This is a genomic window from Streptomyces sp. NPDC006235 (assembly GCF_040613735.1).
GTDB lineage: Bacteria > Actinomycetota > Actinomycetes > Streptomycetales > Streptomycetaceae > Streptomyces.
The window spans coordinates 54,148-78,784 of sequence record NZ_JBEXSR010000005.1; the positions used below are offsets into that span (position 1 = coordinate 54,148).

The window sequence follows — 24,637 nt, forward strand, 5'->3', positions numbered from 1 at the left end:
CGACCGTGCGGGTGCTGCTGGCCGAGGACGACGACGGTGTGGCGGGCGCGCTGACCGAGGCGCTCTACGACAACGGCCACCTGCCGGCCCGGGTACTGCGCGGGGAGGACGTGCTCGCCCGCCACCGGCAGGCGGACCTGCTGCTGCTCGACCTCGGCCTGCCCGACCTGGACGGCCTGGAGGTGCTGCGCAAACTGCGCGCGGTCAGTGCCCTGCCGGTGGTGGTGCTCACCGCGCGGGGCGACGAACGGTCGGTGGTACGCGGTCTGCGGCTCGGCGCCGACGACTACCTGGTCAAGCCGGTCCGGCTGGCCGAACTGCTGGCCCGTATCGAGGCCGTCAGCCGCCGCGCCACGGCACCCGCCGCCCCGGCGTCGCGCGTCGTCCGCGTCGGTGACGTCGAGGTCGACCTCGACGCGCGCCGGGTGACGGTCGGCGGCGCCGAGGTGCGGCTCACCGCCAAGGAGTTCGAGGTCCTCGCCGCGCTGGCGGCCCGGGCCGGCACGGCGGTCAGCCGCCAGCAGCTGATGGACGAGGTGTGGGGCGACGCCTTCCTCGCCGTGTCCCGCTCGCTCGACGTGCACCTGACCCAGGTGCGGGCCAAGCTCGGCCGCCCCGAGGTGCTGACCACCATCCGCGGCTTCGGCTACCGCTTCGGCGACTGAGCCGGTCACGGACGGCAGGCCCTGTTCATGCGCACCCGTGTCCTCACCGTGGTCCTGGCCTTCGTGGTCCTCGCCGTGGCCGGCTTCGCCGTCCCGCTGCTGGCCGTCACCGCCGCGCAGCGCACCCAGCAGCTCGTCGCGGCGCGCACCGCCGATCTCGACCGTTTCGCCGGGCTGGCCGAGCAGGCCGCCGAGAGCGACGACACCGGCGCGCTCACGGCCGACGTCCGCCGCTACACCGCCCTCTACGGCGAGGCCGTCGTGGTCGTCGACGCCCGCCGCGCCCCCCTGGTGCAGACGGGCGGCCTGCGCGCCGCCGACCCGGCCGTCGCCCGGCTCGTCGACGCGGCGCTGCGCAACCAGCCCGTCTCACCCGGGGGCACGCTACGGCCCTGGTCCCGGGCCGACCGGCTGCTCGCCCGGCCCGCGGGCACCGGCACCAGGGTGTCCGGCGCCGTGGTGCTGCGGGCCTCGGTACGGGCCGCCGCGGACGACATCGCCCTGCGGTGGGCGCTGGTGCTGGCCGGCGCCGGTCTGTTCGCCGTGGCCTGTGTGCTGCTCGCCCGCCGGGCCACGCGGTGGGTCGTACGGCCGCTGCACCGTCTCGACCGCGCGGTCGGCACCCTGGCCGCCGGACTGCCACCCGAGCACGCGCGGGCGGGCGGCCCGCCGGAGCTGCGCCAGCTGGCCACCGGCTTCAACCGCATGGCCGACGCGGTCACCACCGCGCTGGAACAGCAGCGCCGGCTCGTCGCCGACACCTCGCACCAGCTGCGCAACCCCCTGGCCGCCCTGCGGCTGCGCATCGACTCGCTCCAGCCCCATCTGCGCACCTCCGCCGGCCGCACCTACACCGGGGTGACGTCCGAACTCGAACGCATGGAGCACCTCCTCGACGACCTGCTCACGCTGGCGAACGCCGAGCACCGCGCCGGTGAGCTGGCCGTCACGGACGCGCGGGAAGCGGACTGCGAGGCGACGGCGGTCGCCGCGGCGCAGGTCCGGCTGTGGCAGCCGGTGGCCGAACAGGCCGGTGTCCGCCTGGGGTTCGTCCCCGGTCCTGCCGTCCCCATGGCCTGCCCTGAGGGGGAGCTGGCCCAGGTGGCCGACATCCTCTTCGACAACGCGATCAAGTACGCGGGGAGCGGCGCCCGCGTGGAAGCACGCTGCTTCACCGAGGGCGCGGACGCGGTGTTCGAGGTGCGGGACGACGGACCGGGCCTGGACACCGGCGAACTCCCCCGGGCGGGCACCCGCTTCTGGCGCTCGGACCGCCACCGGGAGGTACGCGGCAGTGGCCTCGGCCTGGCGATCGCCGAGCGGCTGGTGGCCGGTCATGCCGGGCACGTGGAGTTCACGGCGGCCGAACCGCACGGCCTGCGCGTCCGGGTCGTCCTCCCGAAGGGGCACGCGGCATGAGCGGCCCCGCCCGCCCCACGCCCCGCCGCACCGTGCTGCGCGCCGTACTCGGCGCGGCGGGCACCGGCCTGCTCGCGGGCTCCGCGGTGGCGGACGCGCGGCGCGCGGACAGTGGCCCGCAGGGAGAGCTGAGGATCGCGACCGGCGAGACCGACGGGTTCTACGCGGCCTTCGGCCGACTGCTCGCGGCCCAGGTGACGGCCGCCTACCCCCAGCTGTCCTGCGAGGTGGTCCACAGCGAGGGCAGCGTGGCCAACGTACGGCTGCTCCGGGCCCGCCGGGCCGACGTGGCGCTGGCCCTGTCGGACATCGCGTGGGCGGCGTACGGCGGCACCACGCCGTTCGGCCACCGCGTCCCGCTGCGCGCGATCGGCAGGGTCTACGAGAACTACGTCCAGCTGGCCGTGCGCGCCGAGGCGCCCCTCCACAGCGTGTCCGACCTGGCGGGCCGCACCGTCTCCCTGGGCGCGCCCGCGTCCGGCGGTGCCGTGCTCGGCGACCGTCTGCTGCGGGTCGCGGGCCTGACCCCCGGCACCGACGTACAGGTCCGGCATCTGCTGATGCCCGAGGCGGCCCGCGCGATGCGGGCCGGCGCGATCGACGCCCTGCTGGTCGCGGGGGGCGTACCGCTCCCCGTGCTGTCCGGGCTCGACACCCGCCCCGGCATCCGCCTGCTGCCCCTGTCCGGCCTGCTGCCCCGGTTGCGCGCCGGCCTCGGCCCGGAGGGGTCGGGCCTGGAGGCGGTGACGGTGCCCGCCGGGGCGTACCGCGGGACCCCCGAGGTGCCCACCATCGGCGTCGCCAACCTGCTGCTGTGCCGCCCCGGCCTCCCCTCCCCCGTCGCCGCCGCCCTCACCCGCGTCCTGGTCCGCCGGGCCACCCGCCTCGTCCCCGCCCCGGCGCTCGGCACCCAGTTCCTCGACGTCCGCAGCCTGATCTCCACCGGCGCCGTCCCCCTGCACCCAGGGGCGGTCGCCGCCTACCGGGAACTGCACGGCTAGCAACGCTAGGATCCTGGTCATGGCCCTGACCATGAACGACGTGGACCGGTTCGAGGCAGCCAGGCCCCGCCTGGAGGCCATCGCCTACCGGCTCCTCGGTTCCGCGAGCGAGGCCGAGGACGCCGTACAGGAGACCTTCCTGCGCTGGCAGGCCGCCGACGTCGACCGCATCGAGGTCCCCGAGGCCTGGCTGACGAAGGTGCTCACCAACCTGTGTCTCAACCAGCTCACCTCGGCCCGCGCGCGGCGGGAGACCTACGTGGGCCAGTGGCTGCCCGAGCCGGTGCTCGCCGGGGACCCGATGCTCGGTCCGGCCGACACCGCCGAACAGCGTGAATCGCTCTCGTTCGCGGTCCTCGCCCTGCTGGAGCGCCTCTCCCCCAACGAGCGGGCGGTGTACGTCCTGCGGGAGGCGTTCGACTACCCGCACCGGGAGATCGCCGAGGTCCTCGACATCACCGAGGCCGCCAGTCAGCAGATCTTCCACCGCGCCAAGAAGCACGTCGCGCAGGGCAGGGCCCGCACCGAGGTCGACGAGGCCGCCGCGCGGCGGATCGTCGAGGAGTTCCTCGCGGCCGCCACCAGCGGCCGGACCGAGCCGCTCGTGCGGCTGCTCACCCAGGACGCCATCGCGGTCGGCGACGGCGGCGGGAAGGTCCCGGCCCGCGCCAGGGCCTTCGAGGGCGCCCTCGCGGTCGCGAAGTTCATGCGGGGCCTGTTCAAGCCCGGCAAGGCCAAGCGTGACCTGGTCGGCGGATCGCCCGACGTCTACGCCACGACCGCCAACGGCGACCCGGCCCTCGTAGTGGTCCTCGACGGCCGGGTCATCGGCGTCATGTGCCTGGAGGTCACCGCCGAGGGCATCGCCGCGTTCCGCAGCCAGGTCAACCCCGACAAGCTCGAACGCGCGACCAGGCTCTGGGCGGCCTCCGACCACGGCGATCCCCTGCTCACGGTCTTCTGATCCTGCCGAGTCTTCCGACCCTGCCGACCATGATGTGACCTGCTTCACACCGCATTCCTGTCAGGAAACAGCGGGCCGCCCGGTTCAGGGGGCGAGTCCCGCTCAAGACAGGAGCCCGGAAAATGCAGCACCGCATCGTCGTCCTCGGAGCCGGCTACACCGGAGCCATCGCCGCCGGCCGCCTCGCCAGGCGGCTGCACCGTGAAGACGTCGCCATCACCCTCGTCAACGCCGAGCCCGACTTCGTCGAGCGGGTCCGGATGCACCAGGTCGCGACGGGCCAGGACCTCCGTCCCCGGCCGCTCGGCGAGATGTTCGCGGGCACCGGCGTCGTACTGAAGCTCGCGAAGGTCACCGGTGTCGACGTCGACCGCAAGGCCGTGACCGTCGTCGACGCGAACGGCCCCGGCGGGCCGGAGGCCGAGGAACTGGAGTACGACACCCTCGTGTACGCCCTCGGCAGCGGCTGGAACGACCAGGGCGTCCCCGGCGCGGCCGAGCACGCCCACCAGATCGCCGGCCGGCCCGGCGCACTGCGGCTGCGCGAGCGTCTGGCCCGCCTGGACGCCGGAGAGTCCGTGGTCGTGGTCGGCGGTGGACTCACCGGCCTGGAGGCCGCGACCGAGATCGCCGAGGCGCGCCCGGATCTCGACGTCGCCCTCGCCGCCCGCGGCGAACTCGGCGACTGGCTCTCACCCAAGGGGCGCGGGCACCTGCGGAAGGTCTTCGGCAAGCTCGGCATCACCGTCCACGAGCACGCCATGGTCACCGGCGTCGAGGCCGACCGGGTCACCACGGCCGGCGGCGTGACGATCCCGGCCGCGGTCACCGTGTGGACCACCGGCTTCGCCGTCCACCCGATCGCGAAGGCCACCACCCTGGACGTCACCGACACCGGCCGGATCGTGGTCGACGAGACCATGCGCTCGGTCTCGCACCCGGACGTGTACGCCATCGGCGACGCGGCCCTGGCCATGGGCCCGGGCGACAAGCCGCTGCGGATGTCGTGCGCCTCCGGCACACCCATGGCGTGGCAGGCCGCCGACGCCATCGCGGCCCGCCTGACCGGCGGGAAGCTCCCGAACGCGCCGCTGCGCTACTTCAACCAGTGCGTCTCGCTGGGCCGCCGGGAAGGCCTGATCCAGTACGTCACCGCCGACGACCGCGCCGTCCGGGCGGCGCTGACGGGCCGGCTCGCCGCCGTCTACAAGGAACTGGTCTGCAAGGGGGCGGCCTGGGGCGTCGCCCACCCGATGCTCGGCCTGCCGGCCCGCCGGCGTCACGTCGTACGGCAGCCGGCCCGGGCGAGCTCGCCGGTCGGCACGGCGGCCTGACGCGCAGGGCAACCTGACGCGCGCGGCGACCTGACGCCCGAGGCGACGGCCCGACGGGCGTCAGGTCAGGGCGAACTTGGCCACGTACTCGTCGAAGGGCTCGATGCCGACTTCGACGCGGCGTTCGTCCATGCGCTCGGGCTCTTCGCAGGGCCACGGGACCGGCGCTCCGTCCTTCACACCGGCGATCTGGGTGCCGTAGATCTGGTTGCGGCCCTCGTTGACCAGGGTGCGGTCGCGCAGAAAGGCCAGCTCGCGCGGGCCGGCCGAGCCGGCCGACACCGCCTGCTCCATGAGCCGCAGGGCGCGCCGCTGGACGTCGAGCTGCCGGTCGGCGTGCTGGGCGATCAGCCAGGCGGCGCGGGCGGCTTCCTCGCCGACCACGTCCGCCGTCGGCCAGCCGTACTCGTCCATGATCTCGCTGAGCCGGTCACCGTGCCGTGCGGTCAGCCGGCGCCACGCCAGCTGTTCGGCGGGGTCATCGCTGTTGGCCTGGACCGAGGCCCGGTGATCGGCTGCGGCCATGGCGGTGAGCTCCTCGGCCAGTGCGGCAACGTCGTACGCCACTGTCAACTCCCTCTCCTGGTCGGGGTGTTGCGCTTGTTCACCGCAACCCTATGGGCACATAACGGACGTAAAGATCATTCTGAAGAACGGTGACAGGCGCCTGCTCGGCGCGCGACAATGGATCTCTCCCCGGTGCCGTCATCGGCACAATGGCGAGGTGAACCTCGACCATGTCTTCGTATGCGGGAACCCGGCACTCGACTTCGCCGCCACCCTCCAGGCACGCCGTTCGGTGCGCTTCGAGATGTGGGCGACGCCGGACAGGCTGGACGCCTGGTACGTGGAATCGGGCATCGTCGACGCGGTCTCCCCGGCCCGGGAGGCCGATGTCGAGCAGGCCAAGGCCGTACGGGAAGCGATCTACCAGTTGGTCACCGCCCGTAGGCTCGGCGAGGCGTACGACGGGACGGCGCTGACCCTCGTGAACGACGCGGCACGCATGCCGCCCGCGGTGCCGCAGCTCACCCCGGCGGGCCGGTGGACGCAGGCGACGCCGGACGAAGCCCTCTCCATGGTGGCGCGCCACGCCGTCGAGCTCCTGAGCGGGCCGGACGTGCCCCTGCTCAAGGAGTGCGGCAACCCTGAGTGCACCCGCGTCTACCTCGACCGCTCGCGGGGCATGCGACGGCAGTGGTGCGGGATGGACTCCTGCGGCAACAGGATCAAGGCGGCCGCGTACCGCGCCCGTAAGAAGACGGCCCCCGTGGCGGCCTCGGACTGACGAGGCGGTTTCCTCAGTCCCGCATCCCGAACAGGAAACGCGTCACCCGCTTCCTGCGCACCAACAGCTCGTACGCCGCGAGCGTCAGGGCGAGGGAGACCGCCACCAGCACCACGTACTCGACCGCGATCGGCGCCGGCCATCCCACCACGAAGTAGGCGACGGCGACGACGATCGGCTGGTGGAGGACGTACAGCGGAAGGACGGCGGCGGCGAGGTACCCGTACACGCGCTGACGCGTCGTCGGAGACGGCGGAGCAGACGCAGCAGTCGGAGCAGCCGGAGCCAGGGGCTCCTGTGGTGGCTGTCGTCGGGGGCGGTCGAGGAGGCCCGGGATGGCGACCACCAGGCACCAGCCGGCCGCCCCGAACAGGGCCCGGGAGACCACGGCCAGGGGCGTCGTCTCCGTGAAGGGGTCCTCGGCGGTGGTGAAGCCCGGAGCCGCTGCCGCGAACAGGAGGGCGCCGAGACACGCCGCGGAGCGTGCGTCACGGCGCATGACGGTGCGCAAGCGGGGGTCGGTGGCGAGGATGAAGCCGGCGGCGAAGAAGAGGAGGTACGACCAGCGGTGCCAGCCCGCGTAGCCCTCCTCCATGCCGGCGAAGGCACAGATCGCGGCGAACGCGAGGGCCGGAAGAAGGACGACGCCTCGTCGCCGCAGGGTCGCAGCCGCCGTGCGGTCGGCGAGCCGGCGGAAGGGCCCGTGGGGCAGGAAGCGGTGGAGGGGCGCCAGGATCAGGGAGAACGTCAGCAGGAGCACGACGAACCAGAGATGACCGGTCTCGAAGTGCTCACCCTGGACGAAGAAGGGCGCTTCGTCGAACTCCACGTGCACGTCGAAGAAGCGGGGCAGGAAGCCGGCGTACGACTGGTCGTAGTCGGGGTCGGACGAGCGCAGCCGCAGCCACTGCGGAAGCGGGTTCAAGAGGAGGGTTGCGAGGAGCAGGGGGACGCCCAGCCGCAGCAAACGCTCCTTGGCGAAGGTGCCCGCGCCACGGCGTCGCAGCGAGTGCCGGGCGCCCAGGCCGGAGATCAGGAACAGCAGCGGCATCGCCCAGACGACCCCGAACCCGGCGATGACCGTGATGGCTTCGGTGGTCTCGGCGTTCCTGACGTAGAAGTCGCCCTCGGTCGCGAACACCAGCGCCGAGTGGAAGAAGACCAGTCCGACGACCACCACCATCCGCAGCACGTCCAGCTCCGGCCGCCGCTCCTCCGGCAACCCCGCCTGCGGTGACTCCGTCCGCGTCGCCATGGCGCGTCCTCCCCCCGACTCGCGTGCGTGCCCCCAGTGTTGGGCGGGTGGCGGTCCAGGGCCATACCCGCGGAGAGGACTTGGTGCGATGCTGCGCGAGCGCGTCCGGTCCGGCTCCTCACGCTGTGGTCAACCGCTCGGCGGCGTCCCAGAGTTCGCCTTCGCGCCGTGGGTCGTAGGACTCCTCGGACGAGCGGTCCACTCGGTTGCGGTCGACGTAGGAGCCGGTCGGCGCCCTGGTCGTGCCCAGGACGACGTCTGCGAGGTAGCGGCCCGCGGCGTTGCGGCCGGTGGCGAACGGGGTGAGGGTCACCATCGGCAGGATGCGCCGCATGGCGAAGCGGGAGAGGGGGCCGGCGTGGCGGGCGAGCCCGGTGCCGGGGACGAAGCCCGGGTTGTAGGTGACGGCGTCGACCCCGGCGGGCAGACGGCGGGCGTACTCGTGCACGAGGTAGATGGCGGCCAGTTTGCTCGTCGAGTACGCGGTGCGCCCGGCGACCGCCGTGTCCGGCCTGGGGAAGGCGCCCGCGCGGGCGAGGACGTCCGGGGACTTCCAGGACGGGCCGGGCACCATGCCCAGGTTGTGCCTGAAGTCGCCGAAGTGCGTGTCACTGGCGGTGATCACGATCCGGGCGGGAGCGGCGAAGTGGTCCTGGAGCAGGCGGACGAACAGGTGGTTGGCGAGCACGTTGACCGTGAACGTGGACTCGAATCCGTCCGGCCCCTCGGTGAGCGCGTTCGTGTACTGGATGCCCGCGTTGCCCACGAAACCGCGCAGCGGTGGAAGGTCACCGCGACCGAGCCGGCCGCGGATCTCGGTGACGGCCGCGCGGACGCTGCCCAGGGAGCCGAGGTCCGCCGAGACGTGCGAGACCGCGTGCCCGCCCGTGGCGAGTTCGGCGGCGAGCTGTGCACCGGAGGTCCCGCGGGTGACGACGAGGAGGTGCGCATCCGGCGACCTGCGCAGAATGTGCCCCGCGGCGACCCGGCCGATCCCGCGGCTCGCGCCCGTCATCACAATGGTGTGCTGCACAGGGAGACTCCTTCAGTGGTCGGCTGCCGGCGCCCCGGCTCGGGGCACGTCGCTCCACGCTCGCCGCGTGTGCCGCCGCCGGCCAGTGCCGTCCCCGTCACTAGGACTGGCAGTACCCAGGCTGTGGCCGGCGCCGCGGGGCGAGAATGACCCCCATGGCTTCCTCTCGCTCCGGCTTCGCCGAACTCCTGCGCGCCTGGCGCGACCGCCTCTCCCCGGCCGACGCCGGCTTCACCGCGACGGACGGCCGCCGCGCCCCCGGACTGCGCCGCGAGGAACTGGCGCAGCTGGCCGGGCTGTCCGTCGACTACGTCCTGCGCCTGGAACAGTCACGCGCGAGGAACCCCTCGGCCCAGGTCGTCGGCGCCCTGGCCCGGGCCCTGCAGCTCTCCCGCGCCGAGCGCGACCAGCTGTAGCGCAGCGCCGGGCTGCTGCCGCCGCGGGACGGGACGGTCAGCACCCACGTGCCCGCAGGCATCCAACGGCTCGCCGCGCGCCTCGGCGACGTTCCGATCGGCGTGTTCACGGCCGACTGGACCCTGGTGTGGTGGAACACCATGTGGAGCGCCCTGCACGGGGACCCCGCCCTCGTCCCGGCCACCGAACGCAATCTCGCCCGTGCCCTCTTCGGCGACGGCGCCGCACACGCCTCGATGCTCCCCGTCCGGTCCGAGCGTGGACCGGACGCCCTCGCGGCGTCGATCGTCGCCGACCTCAAGGACGCCGTCTCGCGCTATCCCGCGGACGCCCAGCTCGATCGTCTCGTGCGGGAGCTGCGGGAGACGTCCGACGCCTTCGCCCATCACTGGGTCACGCGGACGGCCGCCGCCCAGCACACGAGCGACCGCAAGACCGTCCGGCACCCGGAGATCGGCGACATCCTGCTCGACTGCGACGTCCTCGTCGTCCCCGGCGCGGACCTGCGCATGGTCACCTACACGGCGGCGGCCGGAAGCAGCGGCGCCGGGAAACTGGACCTTCTTCGCGTCACACACGTCGTGAAACCAGCCTGACGGACGAGGTTCGCAAGCCTTCAGCGAGAAGCCGGTGCCGGCAATCGGCCGGCGAGTCAGTTCGTCGGGGCCGGGCCTGGCGGCAGATGGACCGTCATGATCAGGTGGCAGGGTTCGGTGCCCGAGCAGCGGTAGGTGTGCGGGGTGTCGCCGTCGAACGTGGCGGTCTGGCCCGCCTCGACGGTGTGCTCGGTGCCGTCGACGACCAGGGTCATCCGGCCGGAGGTGACGCTGACGGTCTCCACGACGCCGCCCTGGTGGGGGTGGCTGGGGTACTCCTCGCCCGGTTCGAGCCGCCAGCGCCAGATCTCGACCGGCGTCGGTCCCGACGTCGTCAGCATCAGCCGGGCCTCGCTGCCCCGCTCCCCGGTCCACAGGGGGGCCACGGCCTCGGCGGACACGACCCGGACGCGGCCTTCGGGCGGTCCCTGCATCAGGGCGGAGACCGAGATGCCGAGGGTGTCGGCCAGCCGGACCAGGGTGGCCAGGTTGGGGTTGCCCTGGGCTTTCTCCAGACCCACCAGGGCGCCCTTGCTGACCTGGGCGCGCCGGCTGAGTTCCTCCAGGGTGAGGCCCGCGCGGATGCGGGCCGCCCGGACGTTGTGCGCGACCGTCCGCAGGGCTGCGGCTGTCTCGGCCACCTGATCACCATCCTTGCCGGCTGGAACATTCGACTGCACCGGACGGTCGTTTGGTTGACACCGGGCGGTCGTTCTGTTGTACGGTCTGGTCGTTCCACTGAATGGTAAGGGATGTGCTGTGATCGCTCTGCTGCTGGCCCTGGGCAGCTCGCTCGCCTACGGATGCGCCGATTTCCTCGGCGGCCTCGGTGCCCGCAGGGCTCATGTGCTGCGCACCGTGATGATCGCGGCCCCGGCGAGCCTCGCGGTCGAGCTGGTGCTGTGGCCGGTGCTCGGAGCGTCGTTCAGCGCCGGCGCCCTCGGCTGGGGTGCCGCGTCCGGGGTCGCCTCCGCCGCCGCGTTCGCCCTGCTCTACCGCACGCTCGCGATCGGCCCGATGAACGTGCTGTCGCCCGTGACCGCCCTGGTGTCCGCCGCGCTGCCCGTCGGTGTGGGCCTGGTGCAGGGCGAGCACCTGGCCGCCGCGGGGCTGGTGGGCCTGCCGCTCGCGCTGGTGGCGGTCGTGCTGGTCAGTGCGGGACACGGCGCGGGCTCGGCGCGTCCCTCTCGTACGGCGCTGCTGCTGGCCTTCGGCGCGGGTGCCGCCATCGCCCTCCAGCTGGTCTGTCTGCACCAGGCGCCGTCCGACAGCGGGGTCGCTCCGCTGATCGTCGGACGGGCGGTCTCCTCGGCCGTCACCCTGGCCGCGGCGGGGCTGATGTTCCGCAGGCTGGGCACCGAGCGGCCCGCGTACGCCCTGTCGGCCGCCGCCGGTGTGCTGGACTCCGTGGCGAACCTGCTGTTCCTGCTGGCCGCCCGCAGCGGGGACCTCGCCGTCGTCGCCGTGATCACCGCCCTCTACCCGGCCGGTACGGTGCTGCTCGCCCGCGGTGTGCTCGCCGAACGCATCCACCGCGGCCAGCTCGTCGGCCTGGGCACCGCCGCCGCCGCGGTCAGCCTCCTCGCCCTGACGTAAGCGACACCGACCCTGAGCCCCCTGAGCAACCCCACCCCTGAGCCCCGAGTCGAGAAACGGAAACGCGCCGTGCCCACCTTCCACCTCACCCCCGCCGTGGCGGAGGCGTTCCCCGACACCCTCATCGCCCTGGTCACCGCCACCGGCCTGCGCGGCCGTGAACCCTGGCCGCACACCGCCACCGCCCTGGAGGAACTGGAGCAGCAGCTCGCCGACGGCACCTGGCGGCCCGCCGACGAGACCGACCCGCGCATCGAGGCCTGGCACACCGCCTACCGCTCCTTCGGCACCAACCCGCGCCGCATCCGCCCCAGCGTCGACGCGCTCGGCCGCCGCCTCGCCAAGAAGGGGACCCTGCCGCGCATCAACCCGGCGGTCGACTCCTACAACGCCGTCTCCGTCCGGCACGGTCTGCCCGCCGGGGCCTTCGACCTGTCCCGGGTCGCCGGGGACGTCGCCATCCGGTACGCGGACGGCACCGAGTCCTTCACCCCGCTCGGCGAACCCGACACCGTCGAGCACCCCAAGCCCGGCGAGATCATCTACGCGGACGCCACCGGCGTCCTGACGCGCCACTGGAACCACCGCGACGCCCACCGCACCCGCGTCACCGAGGACTCCACGCACGTCGCCTTCGTCCTCGAGACCCTTGAGGCCACGCGTGACGGCGGGCTCCTCAAGGCCGCGGCGGAGGAGTTGCAGGGCCTGCTCGCCCCGCATGCCGACCGGACCGCCGTGCACCACCTCAGCCCGGCCGGACCCCAGGCCACCGTCTGAACCTCGCCCGGGTCCCCTTGCCACGTCTGCGCGAACAGCTCGCGAAAGGCTGCCGATGTACCTCCCCAAGCACTTCGTCCCCGACGAGGACGCGGTCCGCGAACTGCTGGCCCACCAGGGCGCGTCCGACCTGATCACCATGACCTCCGAAGGCCTCGTGGCCACCGCGCTGCCGTTCGAGTACGACCCGGAGTCCGGAGAACAGGGCGCTCTCATCGGCCACATGGCGCGCGGCAACGACCAGTGGAGCCGGCCGGCGCACGGCGAGGCCATGGTGATCGTCCGCGGGCCCGAGGCGTACGTGACGCCGTCGTGGTATCCGGCCAAGCAGGAGCACCACCGGGTGGTGCCGACCTGGAACTACATCACCGCGCACGTGTACGGCCAGTTGGTCGTGCACGACGACCCCGCCTGGATCGAGAGCCAGATACGCCGCCTGACCGACCGGCACGAGGCCGGGAACGCCGAACCCTGGTCCGTCGACCAGGCCCCCGCGAAGTTCGTCGAGCGGCAACTGCGCGCCATCGTCGGCGTCGAGGTGGTCATCAGCCGGGTCGAGGCCAAGTTCAAGCTCAGCCAGAACCAGCCGCAGGGCAACATCGAGGGCGTCGTCGCGGGCCTCGAAGCGCGCGGCCGGGCCGGCGACTCCGCTGTCGCGGCAGCCGTACGCGCCCACGCCCCGCATGCCGCCCGGGCCGGTCGCCGAGAGCACTGAGGCCACGCGGGCTCCTCAGTCGGCGTCCGTGCCCGAGAGTCTCCTGGTGACGAGGCCGAGTGCGTCGGCGAGTTGCTCCCGGTGATCGTTCAGCACCTCGGGGGTGATGCCCCGGCCGGCCGTCTCCCGGGCGAACTCGTCGGCCGCGACCTTGAAGCACGGCGTTCATGGCGGCGGCCTGCACGCGTACTTCGAACGCCTCGGGGGGCATGCCCATCCGGGCGGCGAGCACTTCGGTGAACGTCTCCTCCGCGCGCTCCCGGAGCACGAGGTAGGCGGCCCGCAGCGCGGGTTCGTCGTGGGTCATGCGGATCACGGCGAGCACCGCCTCGACGTCCTCACCGGACGACGAGCCGAGTACGGGCTGGTAGGCGGTGCGCAGGTGCTCGATCAGGCCGGCTCCGGGCGGCCAGGCGTGCAGGACCGCCCGGAAGGCGTCGAGCATCTTCGTCAGCAGCGGCTCGACGCAGCTCTCCTTGGTGGGGAAGTAGCGCCACAGCGTGCGCTCGGAGACTCCGGCGGCCCGAGCGATCTGCTCGCCGGGTGGAGCTGCGTATCGTCTTCGCCACGCTGGCCCGCCGTCTGCCCGGTCTGCGGCTCGCCAAGGAGCTGGACGAGCTGGAGGTGCGCACCACCCTCACCGGTGGCGTCACGGAGCTGCCCGTGACGTGGTGAATCCCCGGGGTGATCCGGGGTCAGTGCGACTCACGGGTCACCTCGGAGCCGCTGGAGCCGACGAGGAAGTCGAGGTCGGCTCCGGTGTCGGCCTGCAGGACGTGGTCCACGTAGAGGCGTTCCCAGCCGCGCCGGGGAGCGGCGAAGCCGGTGACGGTGGCCTGGCCGGGGGTCCTGCGGGCGAGTTCGGCCTCCGGCACGTCGACGTCGATGCGGCGGGCCTCGACGTCGAGGGTGATGAAGTCCCCGGTCCGTACGAGGGCGAGGGGGCCGCCGGCCGCGGCCTCGGGGGCCACGTGCAGGACGACCGTGCCGTACGCGGTGCCGCTCATCCGGCCGTCGCAGACCCGGACCATGTCGCGGACACCCTGTTCCAGCAGCTTCTTGGGCAACGGCATGTTGGCGACCTCGGGCATGCCCGGGTAGCCCTTGGGGCCGCAGCCGCGCAGCACCAGGACGGAGTCGGCGTCGACGTCGAGGGCGGGGTCGTCGATACGGGCGCGGAAGTCCTCGATGCTGTCGAAGACGACGGCCCGGCCCCGGTGCCGGAGCAGGTGCGGGGAGGCGGCGGCCGGTTTCACGAGCGCGCCGTCGGGTGCGAGGTTGCCGCGCAGGACGGCGATGCCGCCCTCGGCGACCAGCGGCCGGTCGCGGGTGCGGATGACCTCGCCGTCCCAGATCCCGGCGTCGTCGAGGCAGGCGACGAGCGGCCTGCCGGTGACGGTCAGCGCGTCGGGGTCGAGCAGGTCGCGTACTTCGCGCAGCACGGCGAGCAGGCCGCCGGCGCGGTGGAAGTCCTCCATGAGGAAGCGGCCGGCCGGCTGGAGGTCCACCAGGACCGGCACGCGGGAGCCGATGCGGTCGAAGTCGTCGAGGGACAGGTCGATGCCCGACCGGCCCGCGATCGCCAGGAGATGGACGACGGCGTTGGTCGAGCCGCCGATGGCGGCCAGCGCGATGATCGCGTTGCGGAAGGACGCCTCGGTCAGGAAGGTCGCGGGCCGCCGGCCGGCGCCCACCATGTCCACCGCCAGCCGGCCGGTGTGGTGCGCGGCCTCCAGCAGCCGGCTGTCGGGGGCGGGGATCCCGGCCGTACCGGGGAGGACCGTGCCGAGCGCCTCCGCAACCAGCGCCATCGTCGACGCCGTGCCCATCGTGTTGCAGTGGCCGCGGCTGCGGATCATCGCCGACTCGGAGCGGGTGAACTCCTCCTGGGTGAGCGTGCCCGCGCGGACCTCCTCCGACAGCTGCCACACACCGGTGCCACAGCCCAGCAGACCGCCGCGGAAGGTGCCGTTGAGCATCGGTCCGCCGGGGACCACCACCGCGGGCAGATCCACCGAGGCCGCGGCCATGAGCAGCGAGGGGATCGTCTTGTCGCAACCGCCGAGCAGGACGACGCCGTCGACGGGGTTGGCCCGCAGCATCTCCTCCGTGGCCATCGCGGCCATGTTCCGCCACAGCATGGCGGTGGGCCGCACCTGGGTCTCGCCCAGCGACACCACCGGCAGGTCCAGCGGAATGCCGCCCGCCTCGTACACGCCGTTGCGCACCGAAGCCGCGACCTCGTTCAGGTGCGCGTTGCACGGAGTCAGGTCCGAAGCGGTGTTGGCGATGGCGATCTGCGGGCGTCCGGTGAACGCGTCGCCGGGCACGCCGCGCCGCATCCAGGCCCGGTGGATGTAGGCGTTGCGGTCCTGTCCCTCGTACCACTGCGCGCTGCGGAGTCTCTCCATGGAGCCCTTCCAATGGACGGTACAGCGGTCTAGATTCCGGAACTCATGAAGCATAGGCAGACGGTCGACCGAGCGACATGCCCACCGAGCGCCGCCCTGTGATGCGCGCGTTCGTCCTGACCGGGCCCGGCGCGTACGAGGTCCAGGAGCTTCCGGCGCCGGTGGCCGGTCCCGGCGAGGTCGTCGTCGACGTCGAGCGGGTCGGCGTGTGCGGCACCGACGCGGAGTTCTTCACCGGCGCGATGGCCTACCTCCACCAAGGCCACTCCACCTACCCGATGCGGCCGGGCCACGAGTGGGCGGGGCGGGTGGCGGCGGTCGGTGACGGTGTCGGTCCCGCCTGGCTCGGCCGCCGCGTCATGGGCGACACCATGCTCGGCTGCGGCTCCTGCCGCCGCTGCCGCCGCGGCCGCCGACAGGTGTGCGAGCGGCGGCGGGAGGTCGGCATCCGCGGGGGCCTGCCCGGCGCGCTGGCGGAGCAACTCGCCGTTCCCGCCTCCTCGTTGCACGCCTTGCCCGACTCCGTCGACGCGGTGCTCGGCGCGCTCGTCGAGCCCGGCGGCAACGCCCTGCGCGCCGCTCGGGCCGCCGAGCCTGCGCCCGGGGACCGCGCCCTGGTCCTGGGGCCGGGGACGATCGGGCTGCTGGCGGCGATGTTCCTGCGCGCGTCCGGCGCCGAGGTGCACCTCCTGGGTACGACCGAGAGCTCCCTCGCCTTCGCCCGCTCCCTGGGTTTCGAGCACGTGTGGACGCGGGAGTCCGTGCCGGACGTGCCCTTCGACGCGGTGGTCGACGCCTCGAACGCCGCCTCGCTGCCGGGTCTGGCGCTGGAGCTGGTCGAGCCCGGGGGCCGTCTTGTGTACATCGGGCTGGCCGGCGAGCCCAGCGGGATCGACACCCGCACGCTCGTCCTCAAGGACGTGACCGCGACCGGTGTCCTGTCCGCCTCCCCCGGCCTCGACGCCACCATCCGGGCGTACGCCGCCGGAACGGTCGATCCCCGGCCGCTGGTCGCCGCCACCGTGGGACTCGACGCGGTGGGCCCGGTCCTCGCCGGCGAGCGCCCGGCCGGCGCCGGGCCCGGCCCCAAGATCCATGTCGAGCCCTGAGGGTCCGCCGCCGGGTCACCGGCCGGCGGTGGATGCCCTGGGGGCGGGTGTGCGCAGGGCCAGCAGGGCGACGTCGTCCTCGTTCTCGGTGGGACGGACGCGGCGCAGCAGGTGGTCGGTGAAGGAGGAGAGGGGGCGGTGGGCGAGGGCGGCGGCGTGCCGGCGCAGCCGGTTCAGGCCCTCGTCGAGGCTGTGGCCGGGTGCTTCGATCAGACCGTCGGTGTACAGCACGAGGGTGGATCCGGGCGGGAGCAGGGTCGTGGCGTCGGGGCGCATGGTCTCCGCACCGGTGCCCAGGACGATGCCGTGGCCGTCGGTGAGGTAGTGCGCCAGGCCGTCGCGGCTGATGAGCAGGGGCGGCGGGTGGCCGGCGTTGGTCCAGGACAGCTGCCACCGGCCGTCGTCGGCCGCCTCGATCCGGGCGAAGATCATCGTGGCCATGTCGACGTCCGTGATGTGCTGGAGCGCTTCGTCGAGGCGTGTGACGATCCGGCTGGGCGGTTCGTGCTGCGACCAGGCGTAGGCGCGGAGCATGTTGCGCACCTGTGCCATGCCGGCCGCCGCGTCCAGGTCGTGGCCGACGACGTCCCCGACGGCCAGGGCCGTGGATCCGTCGGACATGGGGAAGGCGTCGTACCAGTCGCCGCCGACCTGTGAGGCGTCGGGGGCGGGCAGGTAGCGGACGGTCATCTGCAGGCCCGGGACGCCCGGCATCTGGGGCAGCAGATGGTTCTGCATGGTCTCGGCGACCTTGCGCTGGCGCTGGTACAGGCGGGCGTTGTCCAGGGCGAGGCCGGCCCGGCGTGCGATGTCCTCGACCAGGGGGAGGTCGGCGGGGGTGAAGGCGACCGGGTCCTCGGCACGGCCGAGGGTCAGGGCCCCCAGGACCGAGCGGGTGCTGCGGATGGGCGCGATGGCCGCCGAGTGCATCCCCGTGGCGTCGAACAGCCGGCGTTGCTCGACCGCGATGCCGGAATCCGGTTCGCGCTGGTAGGTGCCGGGCCCGGCCACCGTGGAGGCCACGCCGCGCAGGGCTCTGGACAGGGGCATCGGGGACGCCTCCGGGACGGGCGGCATGGGGCCCTGAAGGTCGTCCCGGCGCACCAGGGTGCCACCGTCGGCGTGGACGACGGCGGTCCGCCAGACTTCGTCGTGTTCGGTGATCAGATCGATGATCACCCAGTCCGCCAGCCGGGGCACGACCAGGGTCACCAGGCGTTCCAGCGCCTCGTCGACGTCGAGCGTGGAGGTCAGTCGCGTGGTGGCGTCGGCCAGCAGGGTCAGTCGTTCCAGCTCCCGCAGCGGCCCGGCCGTCAGTTCCGGCCGGGGGCCGGTTGCCGGGGTGTGTCCGACGGTGTGGAAGAGCACGAGCGTGCCGGCTGTGCCGTCGCCGACGTCGTACGGGGTGAGCAGCCAGGCGATGGGCAGCACGGAGCCGTCTCCGCGGGCGAAGTAGTCCTCCTCGGCCTGGGCGGTCCGTCCGGCGTGGAAGGCCCGCCGCATCGCGCACCGGGTCCTGGGCAGCGGCTGCCCGTGGGCGTCGCGGTGCAGCAGGTCGTGCGCGTCGTGCCCGAGCAGGTCCTCGGCGGTGCGGGCGAGCAGGTCCCTGGCGCGGGTGTTGACCGCGAGGATGCGGCCCTCCTCGTCCACGACGTAGGCCCCGGTTCCGATGGCTTCGAGTCCTCGCGTCACCGAGGCGTCGAGTACGGCCACGGGCTGCTGCGCCACGGTCTCCGTACGGTCCGGCCCTGCCATGTCGTCGCCTCCTTGCTGATCGCCCGCCCTCGCCGTCTGTCGGCTCGTGCCCCCGGGGGAATGCCCTCCGGCGTTCCCCGTGTGCCCCGTGGCGGCGAAACCAGCCCCCTCGTGGCTCTGCCGCTCGGGGGCAAACCGGTAACACCCGGGGGTTGCCCTGGTATGCGTGGTCCGCACCCGGGTAAACGCAGGGCGACAGAGCCGCCCCGCTGGGGCGAACACAACGAAAGAGCCTCCGTATGGTCCTCCCGCTTGGGAAGCAGGCGGCAGATCGGCCGGGCGCGGACGAGCACGCCACGCTGCGCTTCGGCGCGGCGTGGGCGCACGGCGCGGCAAGCGCCGTCGACGCGCGTCTGGCCCTGCGCGCCTTCCTCGCCCACGGCCCGCACACCGCCCTGGCCCCGGTTCCGGCCTCTTTGGCCATGGATGCCGAACTCGTCGTCAGCGAACTGGTCACCAACGCCATCCGGCATGCCCCCGGGCCCTGCGAGCTGATTCTGCGGCTGTTCCGGGGAAGGCTGGCCATCACCGTGCGGGACACCTCGGCGGAGCAGCCCGCGGTGCAGAAGGGGGACCGGTTCCGCGTCGGCGGCCATGGGCTGCGGCTGGTGCACACGGTCAGCGACCGGGTCGCCGTGGCACCCCGCGCGAGGGGAAAGCAGATCACGGCCTACCTGCGGCTGACCCCGAAAGACCAGGTGGGCACCGGCACCGGGCAGGCCATACTGACCGCCGGCTGAGCCGGGCCCCCGAACGCGGCCGACCGGTTCCGTGCTCGGCCGGCCAGCCCGTTTCCGTGCTCGGTCGGCGCGCCGGTTTCCGTGCTCGGCCGGCGCGCCGGTTTCCGTGCTCGGCCGGCGCGCCGGTTTCCGTGCTCCGCCGGCGCGCCATATCCGCACTCGGTTTCGGCGCGGGCGCGGCATCAGCTCTGCCCGGCACCACGAACGACCAGGTAGGCACCGACGCCCGGGCAAGCCGTGCTCGCCGCCGGCTGAACCAGGTCACCGAACGCAGCCGACCGGCTCCGGGCTCGGCCGACGCGCCGGTTTCCGTGCTCCGCCGACGGCCGGTTTCCGTGCTCCGCCGGCGCGCCATATCCGCACTCGGTTTCGGCGCGCCGCGGCATCAACTCTGCCCGGCACCACGAACGACCAGGTAGGCACCGACGCCCGGGCAGGCCGTGCTCGCCGCCGGCTGAACCAGGTCGCCGAACGCAGCCGACCGGTTCCGCGCCCAGTCGGAGGGCCGTTTCCGTGCTCGGTCGGCGCGTTGCGGAATCAGCTCTGCCGGGCGTGTACGGGGCTGTTGGCGACGTCCTCCGGGCACGTCCCGTGCTGCTGCCGTGTCCGGCGGTCGCGCCTGAAGTCGGATGTCGCGAGGGCCAGGGCGGCCAGCATGCCGAGGAGGGCGGCGCCCAGCGCGGTGGCGAGGGCGCCGCGGTAGTCGTCGCCGCTGCCGAGCACCACGTAGAAGAGGCCGGGCAGGGCGGCGGTGCCCACCGCGGCGCCGAGCCGCTGCCCGGTCTGGAGGGCGCCGCCCGCCGCGCCCGCCATCCGCACGGGCACGTCGCGCAGCGTCATGGTGATGTTCGGTGAGATCACGCAGCCGCTGCCGACGCCGCCGAGGAACAGCACCGGGGCGGCGACCCAGGGCGCGATGCCGAGGGGCGCGAAGCGCAGCAGCAGCGCGGTGCCGCCGAGGCCCGCGATCACGGCCGTCAGACCACCCACGGTGAGCATGCGGCCGAGCCGGTCCACCAGCCGGCCGGCGACCGCGGCCCCGCAGGCCGAGCCGAGGGCGAAGGGCGTCACGGCGAGGCCGGACCGGAGCGGCGAGAAGCCCAGGCCGTCCTGGTAGAAGAGCGCGAAGACCAGCCAGACACCGCTGAAGCCGATGAAGTAGAGCGTGCCGACGCCGGCGCCGACGGCGTAGCCGCGCACGGTGGTGAACAGGCGCGGATCGAGCAGCGGCTGGACGTCCCGCTCGACGAGGCGACGCTGCCACCGGGCGAAGCAGAGGAGGATCACGGCACCCGCGGGGAACAGCCACCACAGCCGGCCGAGTCCCCCGGAGCCGGCCTGGACCAGCGGATACATCAGCGCCAGGACGCCGAGGCCGAGGAGCAGGACGCCGGGCAGGTCCACGTGTTGCCGGCCGGACCGCCGGGTGCGGGGCAGCAGCCGGCGGCCGAGGAGGACGGCGAGGATCCCGATGGGCGCGTTGACGTAGAAGATCCACCGCCAGCCCTGGTCGCCGGAGGCGAGGGCGAGGATCAGGCCGCCGGCGAGCGGGCCCACGGCGGAGGAGATGCCGACGGTGGCGCCGAAGAGGCCGAAGGCACGGCCGCGTTCGGCGCCGCGGAACATCTGCTGGATGAGCGCGGAGTTCTGGGGCGCCATGAAACCGGCCGCCAGGCCCTGGGCGAGGCGGGCCACCACCAGCAGCGTGATGCTGGGGGCCGCCCCGCAGGCCATGCTGAAGAGCACGAAGCCGCTGAGGGCCAGCAGGAAGATGCGGCGCCGGTCCAGCGCGTCTCCGAGACGGCCGGCGGTGACGAGCGCGAGGGCGAAGGCGAGCGCGTATCCGGACACCACCCACTGCACCTGCGCGGGCGAGGCGTCCAGGCCGCGCTGCACGGAGGGCAGGGCGACCGCCACGATCGAGACGTCCAGCAGGCTCATGAAGCCGGCCACCAGGGTGACCCACAGGGCCCGCCACCGGCGCGGGTCCGGCTCGTATCCGGCCTCCTGCGCGCCCTGGTTCCGGTCGCCCGCCGCTGACGCTGTCACATGGGGCTCCTCTCACCGTGTGCGCACCGGCGAACCAAGTTCCCCCTTCGGGGCGCTGACACACCCCGGCAGTTCGGCGGCGCGCGTCTCACCGAAAGCACCCGGGCGTCACCCAGGGTGATCGTCCGGGTGCCGGGCGAAGGGGTTCGTTTGAGCGCGCGAGATCTGTACAGGCGTTGTGGTTGGGATCGACGACCGGCGAAAGGAACCACGTGATGGCGGCGCCCGGCAACGACGAGTCGGTGGACCACGCAGCCGTGAGACGACACCGGGTGCTGTTCCGGGCGATCGAGAAGCGACGCAACCCGAAGCTGCGCCGCAGCGACATCACCGTGACCGACGAGGCGGCGGTCAAGCGCGCGACGAAGGCCGCCGCCCTCGGCAACGCGATGGAGTGGTACGACTTCGGCATCTACAGCTATCTGGCGTCGACCATCGGGAAGGTGTTCTTCCCGTCCGGGAACGACACCGCGCAGCTGCTCAGCTCCTTCGCGACGTTCGCGGTGGCCTTCCTCGTGCGTCCGCTCGGCGGCATGGTGTTCGGGCCGCTCGGCGACAAGGTCGGCCGTAAGCGCATCCTCTCCCTCACCATGATCATGATGGCGGTGGGGACCTTCGCCATCGGCCTCGTCCCCTCGCACGCGGTCATCGGCCTGTGGGCCCCGGCCCTGCTGATCTTCTTCCGGCTGGTGCAGGGCTTCTCGACCGGCGGGGAGTACGGGGGCGCCTCGACGTTCATCGCGGAGTACGCGCCCGACAAGCGGCGCGGCTTCTTCGGCAGCTTCCTGGAGCTGGGCACCCTCGCCGGCTACGTCGGGGCCTCCGGCCTCGTCGTCGTCCTCCAGATGCTCCTGAGCGCCGACCAGATGCTGGCGTGGGGCTGGCGCATCCCCTTCCTGGTCGCGGCCCCGCTCGGCTTCATCGGCCTGTACCTGCGGCTGAAGCTGGACGAGACGCCCGCCTTCCAGAAGCTGGAGGGCGGCCAGGTCAAGGCGAGCGAGGCCGCCGACTCCGTGGAGACCTCGGCCGCCGCCGACCTCGGCAAGATCTTCACCCGGTACTGGCGGCCGCTGCTGCTGTGCCTCGCGCTGGTCGCGGCGTACAACATCACCGACTACATGCTGCTGTCGTACATGCCGACGTACCTGTCCGACGAGCTGGGCTACGGAACCAACCACGGGCTGCTGATCCTGCTGCTCGTGATGGTGCTCCAGATGTGCGTCATCAACCAGGTCGGGCGGCTGTCGGACCGCTTCGGGCGCCGGCCGCTGCTGATGGCGGGGATGCTCGGGTTCCTCTGCCTGTCCCTGCCGTCCTTCCTGCTCATCCGGCAGGGCAGTGTCGTCCTGATCGCCCTGGGGCTGCTGCTGTTGGGGCTCTCCCTGGTGACCATGCTCGGCACGATGTCGGCGGCGCTCCCGGCGATCTTCCCCACCCACGTCCGGTACGGCTCCCTCTCGGTCGCCTACAACCTGGCCACGTCGATCTTCGGCGGTACGACTCCTCTGGTGATCACCGCCCTGATCAGTGCCTTCGACTCGACCCTCATGCCGGCCTACTACTCCACGGGTGCCGCGGTCATCGGCGTCATCGCCGTGCTGTGCATGAAGGAGACCGCCAACAAACCCCTGGCCGGCTCTCCGCCGTCGGTGGAGACGCAGGCGGAGGCCGCGAAGATCGTCGAGGAACAGGCCCCTCGCCCCAGGTTCTGACCCCTAGGCCCTGCGGCCCGTCGTGGAGGCGAAGCCCAGCCAGGTGTGCCGGTTGTTCCACCAGCACCACCCGACCTTCGGGGCGTTGCGGCGCTCGCGGCCGTCGCGTCCGGTGCCGTTGCTGATCCAGATCGCCGGGGTGCGGGCGTCCAGGCTGCCGTCGGGTTTGCGCAGCCGGGAGCCGATGGTCATGAAGCAGCGGTTGCGCTCCAGGGCGTCCGGCTGCTGGAGCACCCAGTGGATGCCCTCGGTGAGCAGCAGCGGGGTGCGGTCCTCCATGGTGAGGGCGGGCAGTGCCTCGTCCGGGCTCCAGTTGGCCATGTGGTCACCGCGGTCCAGGCCGGTGACGACGTAGAGCGGGGTGTCGGGCGGTTCGACGGCACAGGGCGTGAATGCGTCGACGTCGGGCATGTCGACGACGACGAAGCCCGGTTTGCCGTCGCGGCGCAGCAGCGGCGCGAGGGCGGAGGCGGCGGCTCTGTCCGGATGCAGGGCCAGCAGGTCGCCCTCGCCGTCGGTCTCGGCGGCGAACCCACGGATCTCCTCGGCGGACAGCCCGGCGGTCTCGTGCACGCCCAGCTCGATCAGCCGCTCGGCCTGCGCGCTCAGGGGCGGGAGTGCGGGGAGGACGGTGGACGGGTCGGGCGTGGTGGCGGGCACGATGCTCCCAGGGTCGGTGACGTGGGCGAACTCCTGTGCAACGCGCCGGTTCCCGGAGGCGTTCCCTCCCCTTCTCCTCCGTTCCTCCGGTCCGCACGTCCCTTCCGCCCGTCTTCCCCTCCGTTCCGCCGGTCCGCACGTCCCTTCCGCCCGTCTTCCCCTCCGTTCCGCCCGGCGCCGGACAGGCCGTGCGTCTGCCACTCGCGGGGCGTCACCCCGTAGGCCGCGCGGAAGGCGCGGCTGAAATGGCTGGGGCTCACGAAACCCCAGCGCCGGGCGACGGCCGCGACCCCGTACCCGAGGGCCGGGGAGTGCAGAAGATCCCTGCGGCACCGCTCCAGCCGCTGAGTGCGGATCCACTCCCCGACCGTCATGCCCTCGAGCTGGAACAGTTTGTGCAGGTAGCGGACGGACATGCAGTGCGCGGCGGCGATGTCGGGCGGGGACAGGCCGGGGTCGCCGAGATGGCGCAGGATGTGGTCCTTGACGCGTACGAGGGTGGCCGCGGCGGTCTCCGGGGCCTGGGAGGCGAAGCGTCCGCACTGCTCGTTGATCAGCAGCGTCAGCAGGTCGAGCGCGGTGGCCGCGAACTGGCGGCCGACGAAGGCGTCGAGACCGGGCGCTTCACGGGCCAGGCGCCCCAAGTACGCGGCCACGAGTGCGGCGCTGCCCTCCTTTGCGGAGAACGCCGTGGCGGTCACCGCCCGCAGATCCTCCTCGCGCACGCGAAGATCCGTGCGGGGGAACTGGAAGGACGTGAAGGAGAAGTCGCCCTGCACGGTCTTCCGGAACGGCCGGGAGGCGTCGGAGAGGGAGAAGTCGCCCGGCCCGATCCGCGCCTGTCTGCCGTCCTGCTCCTTGATGGCGGTGCCCCGCTGCTGAAGGGTGAGGATGAGGTGCTCCTTGCCGTCCCGGATCAGCCGGCGGCTGCGCGTCACCGTCTGCGGGCCCGCCTGGACCTGCGAGATGCGTAAGGAGCCCAGCTGGTTGCTGACGATTCTCCCTGGCGACGGATCGTCCTCGAGGAGTTGTACGTCGAGCGGTATGAAGGTGCGTGACACCGCGTGGTGCCAGCGCTCACTCCGGTCGGCGGCCGAGAGCGACGCGGTGGACAGGACGACGGACACCTGGTTCCCCCCTG

The 24,637-nt window shown here is 73.0% G+C and carries 24 protein-coding genes; 15 read left to right on the plus strand and 9 right to left on the minus strand.

Annotated elements, in window-relative coordinates; all coding sequences use genetic code 11:
- Window positions 1–5: 5 nt before the first annotated feature.
- The 5 genes from ABZ192_RS07845 (at window position 6) to ABZ192_RS07865 (ending at window position 5,383) form a co-directional block, all read left to right on the plus strand.
- Window positions 6–665, plus strand: coding sequence for a response regulator transcription factor (locus ABZ192_RS07845; RefSeq protein ID WP_356923642.1), 660 nt, complete (start codon window positions 6–8; stop codon window positions 663–665).
- A gap of 27 nt (window positions 666–692) precedes the next feature.
- On the plus strand, window positions 693–2,084 hold the full coding sequence (locus ABZ192_RS07850) for a HAMP domain-containing sensor histidine kinase (protein ID WP_356923643.1): 1,392 nt from the start codon (window positions 693–695) through the stop codon (window positions 2,082–2,084).
- Entirely contained in the window at window positions 2,081–3,085 is a 1,005-nt protein-coding gene (locus ABZ192_RS07855; RefSeq protein WP_356923644.1) for a TAXI family TRAP transporter solute-binding subunit, read from the plus strand. The genes ABZ192_RS07850 and ABZ192_RS07855 overlap by 4 nt, the downstream gene beginning before the upstream one ends.
- 19 nt (window positions 3,086–3,104) lie before the next feature.
- Window positions 3,105–4,049, plus strand: coding sequence for an RNA polymerase sigma-70 factor (locus ABZ192_RS07860; protein WP_356923645.1), 945 nt, complete (start codon window positions 3,105–3,107; stop codon window positions 4,047–4,049).
- A 122-nt stretch (window positions 4,050–4,171) separates the two neighbouring features.
- The gene (locus ABZ192_RS07865) at window positions 4,172–5,383 is read left to right on the plus strand and encodes an FAD-dependent oxidoreductase (RefSeq protein WP_356923646.1); all 1,212 of its coding nucleotides are present in this window, start codon (window positions 4,172–4,174) and stop codon (window positions 5,381–5,383) included.
- Between the two features lie 60 nt (window positions 5,384–5,443).
- On the opposite strand, the gene ABZ192_RS07870 is transcribed toward ABZ192_RS07865, so the two are convergent.
- On the minus strand, window positions 5,444–5,950 hold the full coding sequence (locus tag ABZ192_RS07870; protein WP_356923647.1) for a DUF6624 domain-containing protein: 507 nt from the start codon (window positions 5,948–5,950) through the stop codon (window positions 5,444–5,446).
- Between the two features lie 157 nt (window positions 5,951–6,107).
- Here ABZ192_RS07870 and ABZ192_RS07875 point away from each other — a divergent pair, with 157 nt between their 5' ends.
- The gene (locus tag ABZ192_RS07875; RefSeq protein ID WP_356923648.1) at window positions 6,108–6,671 is read left to right on the plus strand and encodes a CGNR zinc finger domain-containing protein; all 564 of its coding nucleotides are present in this window, start codon (window positions 6,108–6,110) and stop codon (window positions 6,669–6,671) included.
- A gap of 13 nt (window positions 6,672–6,684) precedes the next feature.
- Here the strand turns inward: ABZ192_RS07875 and ABZ192_RS07880 are convergent, their stop codons facing one another.
- Window positions 6,685–7,926 (minus strand): acyltransferase, encoded by a 1,242-nt coding sequence (locus ABZ192_RS07880; RefSeq protein WP_356923649.1) that lies wholly within the window; start codon window positions 7,924–7,926, stop codon window positions 6,685–6,687.
- 118 nt (window positions 7,927–8,044) lie between these two features.
- Window positions 8,045–8,959 carry an SDR family NAD(P)-dependent oxidoreductase gene (locus ABZ192_RS07885; RefSeq protein ID WP_356923650.1) on the minus strand — a complete coding sequence of 305 codons (915 nt, stop codon included), beginning with the start codon at window positions 8,957–8,959 and terminating at the stop codon, window positions 8,045–8,047.
- 155 nt (window positions 8,960–9,114) lie between these two features.
- Between ABZ192_RS07885 and ABZ192_RS07890 the strand changes: the two genes are divergently transcribed.
- Together ABZ192_RS07890 and ABZ192_RS07895 are read left to right on the plus strand one after the other, a co-directional pair.
- Entirely contained in the window at window positions 9,115–9,375 is a 261-nt protein-coding gene (locus tag ABZ192_RS07890; protein WP_356923651.1) for a helix-turn-helix transcriptional regulator, read from the plus strand.
- Between the two features lie 48 nt (window positions 9,376–9,423).
- Window positions 9,424–9,972: a hypothetical protein gene (locus ABZ192_RS07895; protein WP_356923652.1), complete on the plus strand. Its 549-nt coding sequence runs from the start codon at window positions 9,424–9,426 to the stop codon at window positions 9,970–9,972.
- A gap of 56 nt (window positions 9,973–10,028) precedes the next feature.
- Here ABZ192_RS07895 and ABZ192_RS07900 read toward each other — a convergent pair whose 3' ends face one another.
- Window positions 10,029–10,613 carry an XRE family transcriptional regulator gene (locus ABZ192_RS07900; RefSeq protein ID WP_356923653.1) on the minus strand — a complete coding sequence of 195 codons (585 nt, stop codon included), beginning with the start codon at window positions 10,611–10,613 and terminating at the stop codon, window positions 10,029–10,031.
- A 118-nt stretch (window positions 10,614–10,731) separates the two neighbouring features.
- Here ABZ192_RS07900 and ABZ192_RS07905 point away from each other — a divergent pair, with 118 nt between their 5' ends.
- From ABZ192_RS07905 to ABZ192_RS07920, 4 genes are all read left to right on the plus strand, one after another.
- Window positions 10,732–11,568, plus strand: a complete 837-nt coding sequence (locus ABZ192_RS07905; RefSeq protein WP_356923654.1) for an EamA family transporter — start codon at window positions 10,732–10,734, stop codon at window positions 11,566–11,568.
- Between the two features lie 69 nt (window positions 11,569–11,637).
- Window positions 11,638–12,345, plus strand: a complete 708-nt coding sequence (locus ABZ192_RS07910; protein WP_356923655.1) for a phenylalanine--tRNA ligase beta subunit-related protein — start codon at window positions 11,638–11,640, stop codon at window positions 12,343–12,345.
- 55 nt (window positions 12,346–12,400) lie between these two features.
- Entirely contained in the window at window positions 12,401–13,060 is a 660-nt protein-coding gene (locus ABZ192_RS07915) for an FMN-binding negative transcriptional regulator (protein ID WP_356923656.1), read from the plus strand.
- A 543-nt stretch (window positions 13,061–13,603) separates the two neighbouring features.
- The gene (locus ABZ192_RS07920) at window positions 13,604–13,735 is read left to right on the plus strand and encodes a hypothetical protein (RefSeq protein WP_356923657.1); all 132 of its coding nucleotides are present in this window, start codon (window positions 13,604–13,606) and stop codon (window positions 13,733–13,735) included.
- Window positions 13,736–13,755: 20 nt separating this feature from the next.
- On the opposite strand, the gene ABZ192_RS07925 is transcribed toward ABZ192_RS07920, so the two are convergent.
- A complete protein-coding gene (locus ABZ192_RS07925; protein WP_356923658.1) occupies window positions 13,756–15,471 on the minus strand; it encodes an IlvD/Edd family dehydratase in 1,716 nt (571 codons plus the stop codon).
- A 77-nt stretch (window positions 15,472–15,548) separates the two neighbouring features.
- Here ABZ192_RS07925 and ABZ192_RS07930 point away from each other — a divergent pair, with 77 nt between their 5' ends.
- Window positions 15,549–16,580 carry an alcohol dehydrogenase catalytic domain-containing protein gene (locus tag ABZ192_RS07930; RefSeq protein ID WP_356923659.1) on the plus strand — a complete coding sequence of 344 codons (1,032 nt, stop codon included), beginning with the start codon at window positions 15,549–15,551 and terminating at the stop codon, window positions 16,578–16,580.
- A gap of 15 nt (window positions 16,581–16,595) precedes the next feature.
- Here the strand turns inward: ABZ192_RS07930 and ABZ192_RS07935 are convergent, their stop codons facing one another.
- Window positions 16,596–18,335, minus strand: coding sequence for a SpoIIE family protein phosphatase (locus tag ABZ192_RS07935; protein WP_356923660.1), 1,740 nt, complete (start codon window positions 18,333–18,335; stop codon window positions 16,596–16,598).
- A 239-nt stretch (window positions 18,336–18,574) separates the two neighbouring features.
- Between ABZ192_RS07935 and ABZ192_RS07940 the strand changes: the two genes are divergently transcribed.
- Window positions 18,575–19,075, plus strand: coding sequence for an ATP-binding protein (locus ABZ192_RS07940; RefSeq protein ID WP_356923661.1), 501 nt, complete (start codon window positions 18,575–18,577; stop codon window positions 19,073–19,075).
- 537 nt (window positions 19,076–19,612) lie between these two features.
- Here ABZ192_RS07940 and ABZ192_RS07945 read toward each other — a convergent pair.
- On the minus strand, window positions 19,613–21,124 hold the full coding sequence (locus tag ABZ192_RS07945) for an MFS transporter (protein ID WP_356923662.1): 1,512 nt from the start codon (window positions 21,122–21,124) through the stop codon (window positions 19,613–19,615).
- Between the two features lie 215 nt (window positions 21,125–21,339).
- Between ABZ192_RS07945 and proP the strand changes: the two genes are divergently transcribed.
- The gene (gene proP / locus ABZ192_RS07950; RefSeq protein ID WP_356923663.1) at window positions 21,340–22,836 is read left to right on the plus strand and encodes a glycine betaine/L-proline transporter ProP; all 1,497 of its coding nucleotides are present in this window, start codon (window positions 21,340–21,342) and stop codon (window positions 22,834–22,836) included.
- A gap of 3 nt (window positions 22,837–22,839) precedes the next feature.
- Here the strand turns inward: proP and ABZ192_RS07955 are convergent, their stop codons facing one another.
- Together ABZ192_RS07955 and ABZ192_RS07960 are read right to left on the minus strand one after the other, a co-directional pair.
- Window positions 22,840–23,496: a DUF5701 family protein gene (locus tag ABZ192_RS07955; protein ID WP_356923664.1), complete on the minus strand. Its 657-nt coding sequence runs from the start codon at window positions 23,494–23,496 to the stop codon at window positions 22,840–22,842.
- Window positions 23,442–24,623 carry a helix-turn-helix domain-containing protein gene (locus ABZ192_RS07960; protein ID WP_356923665.1) on the minus strand — a complete coding sequence of 394 codons (1,182 nt, stop codon included), beginning with the start codon at window positions 24,621–24,623 and terminating at the stop codon, window positions 23,442–23,444. Before ABZ192_RS07960 ends, ABZ192_RS07955 begins: the two co-directional genes overlap by 55 nt.
- Window positions 24,624–24,637: the final 14 nt, after the last annotated feature.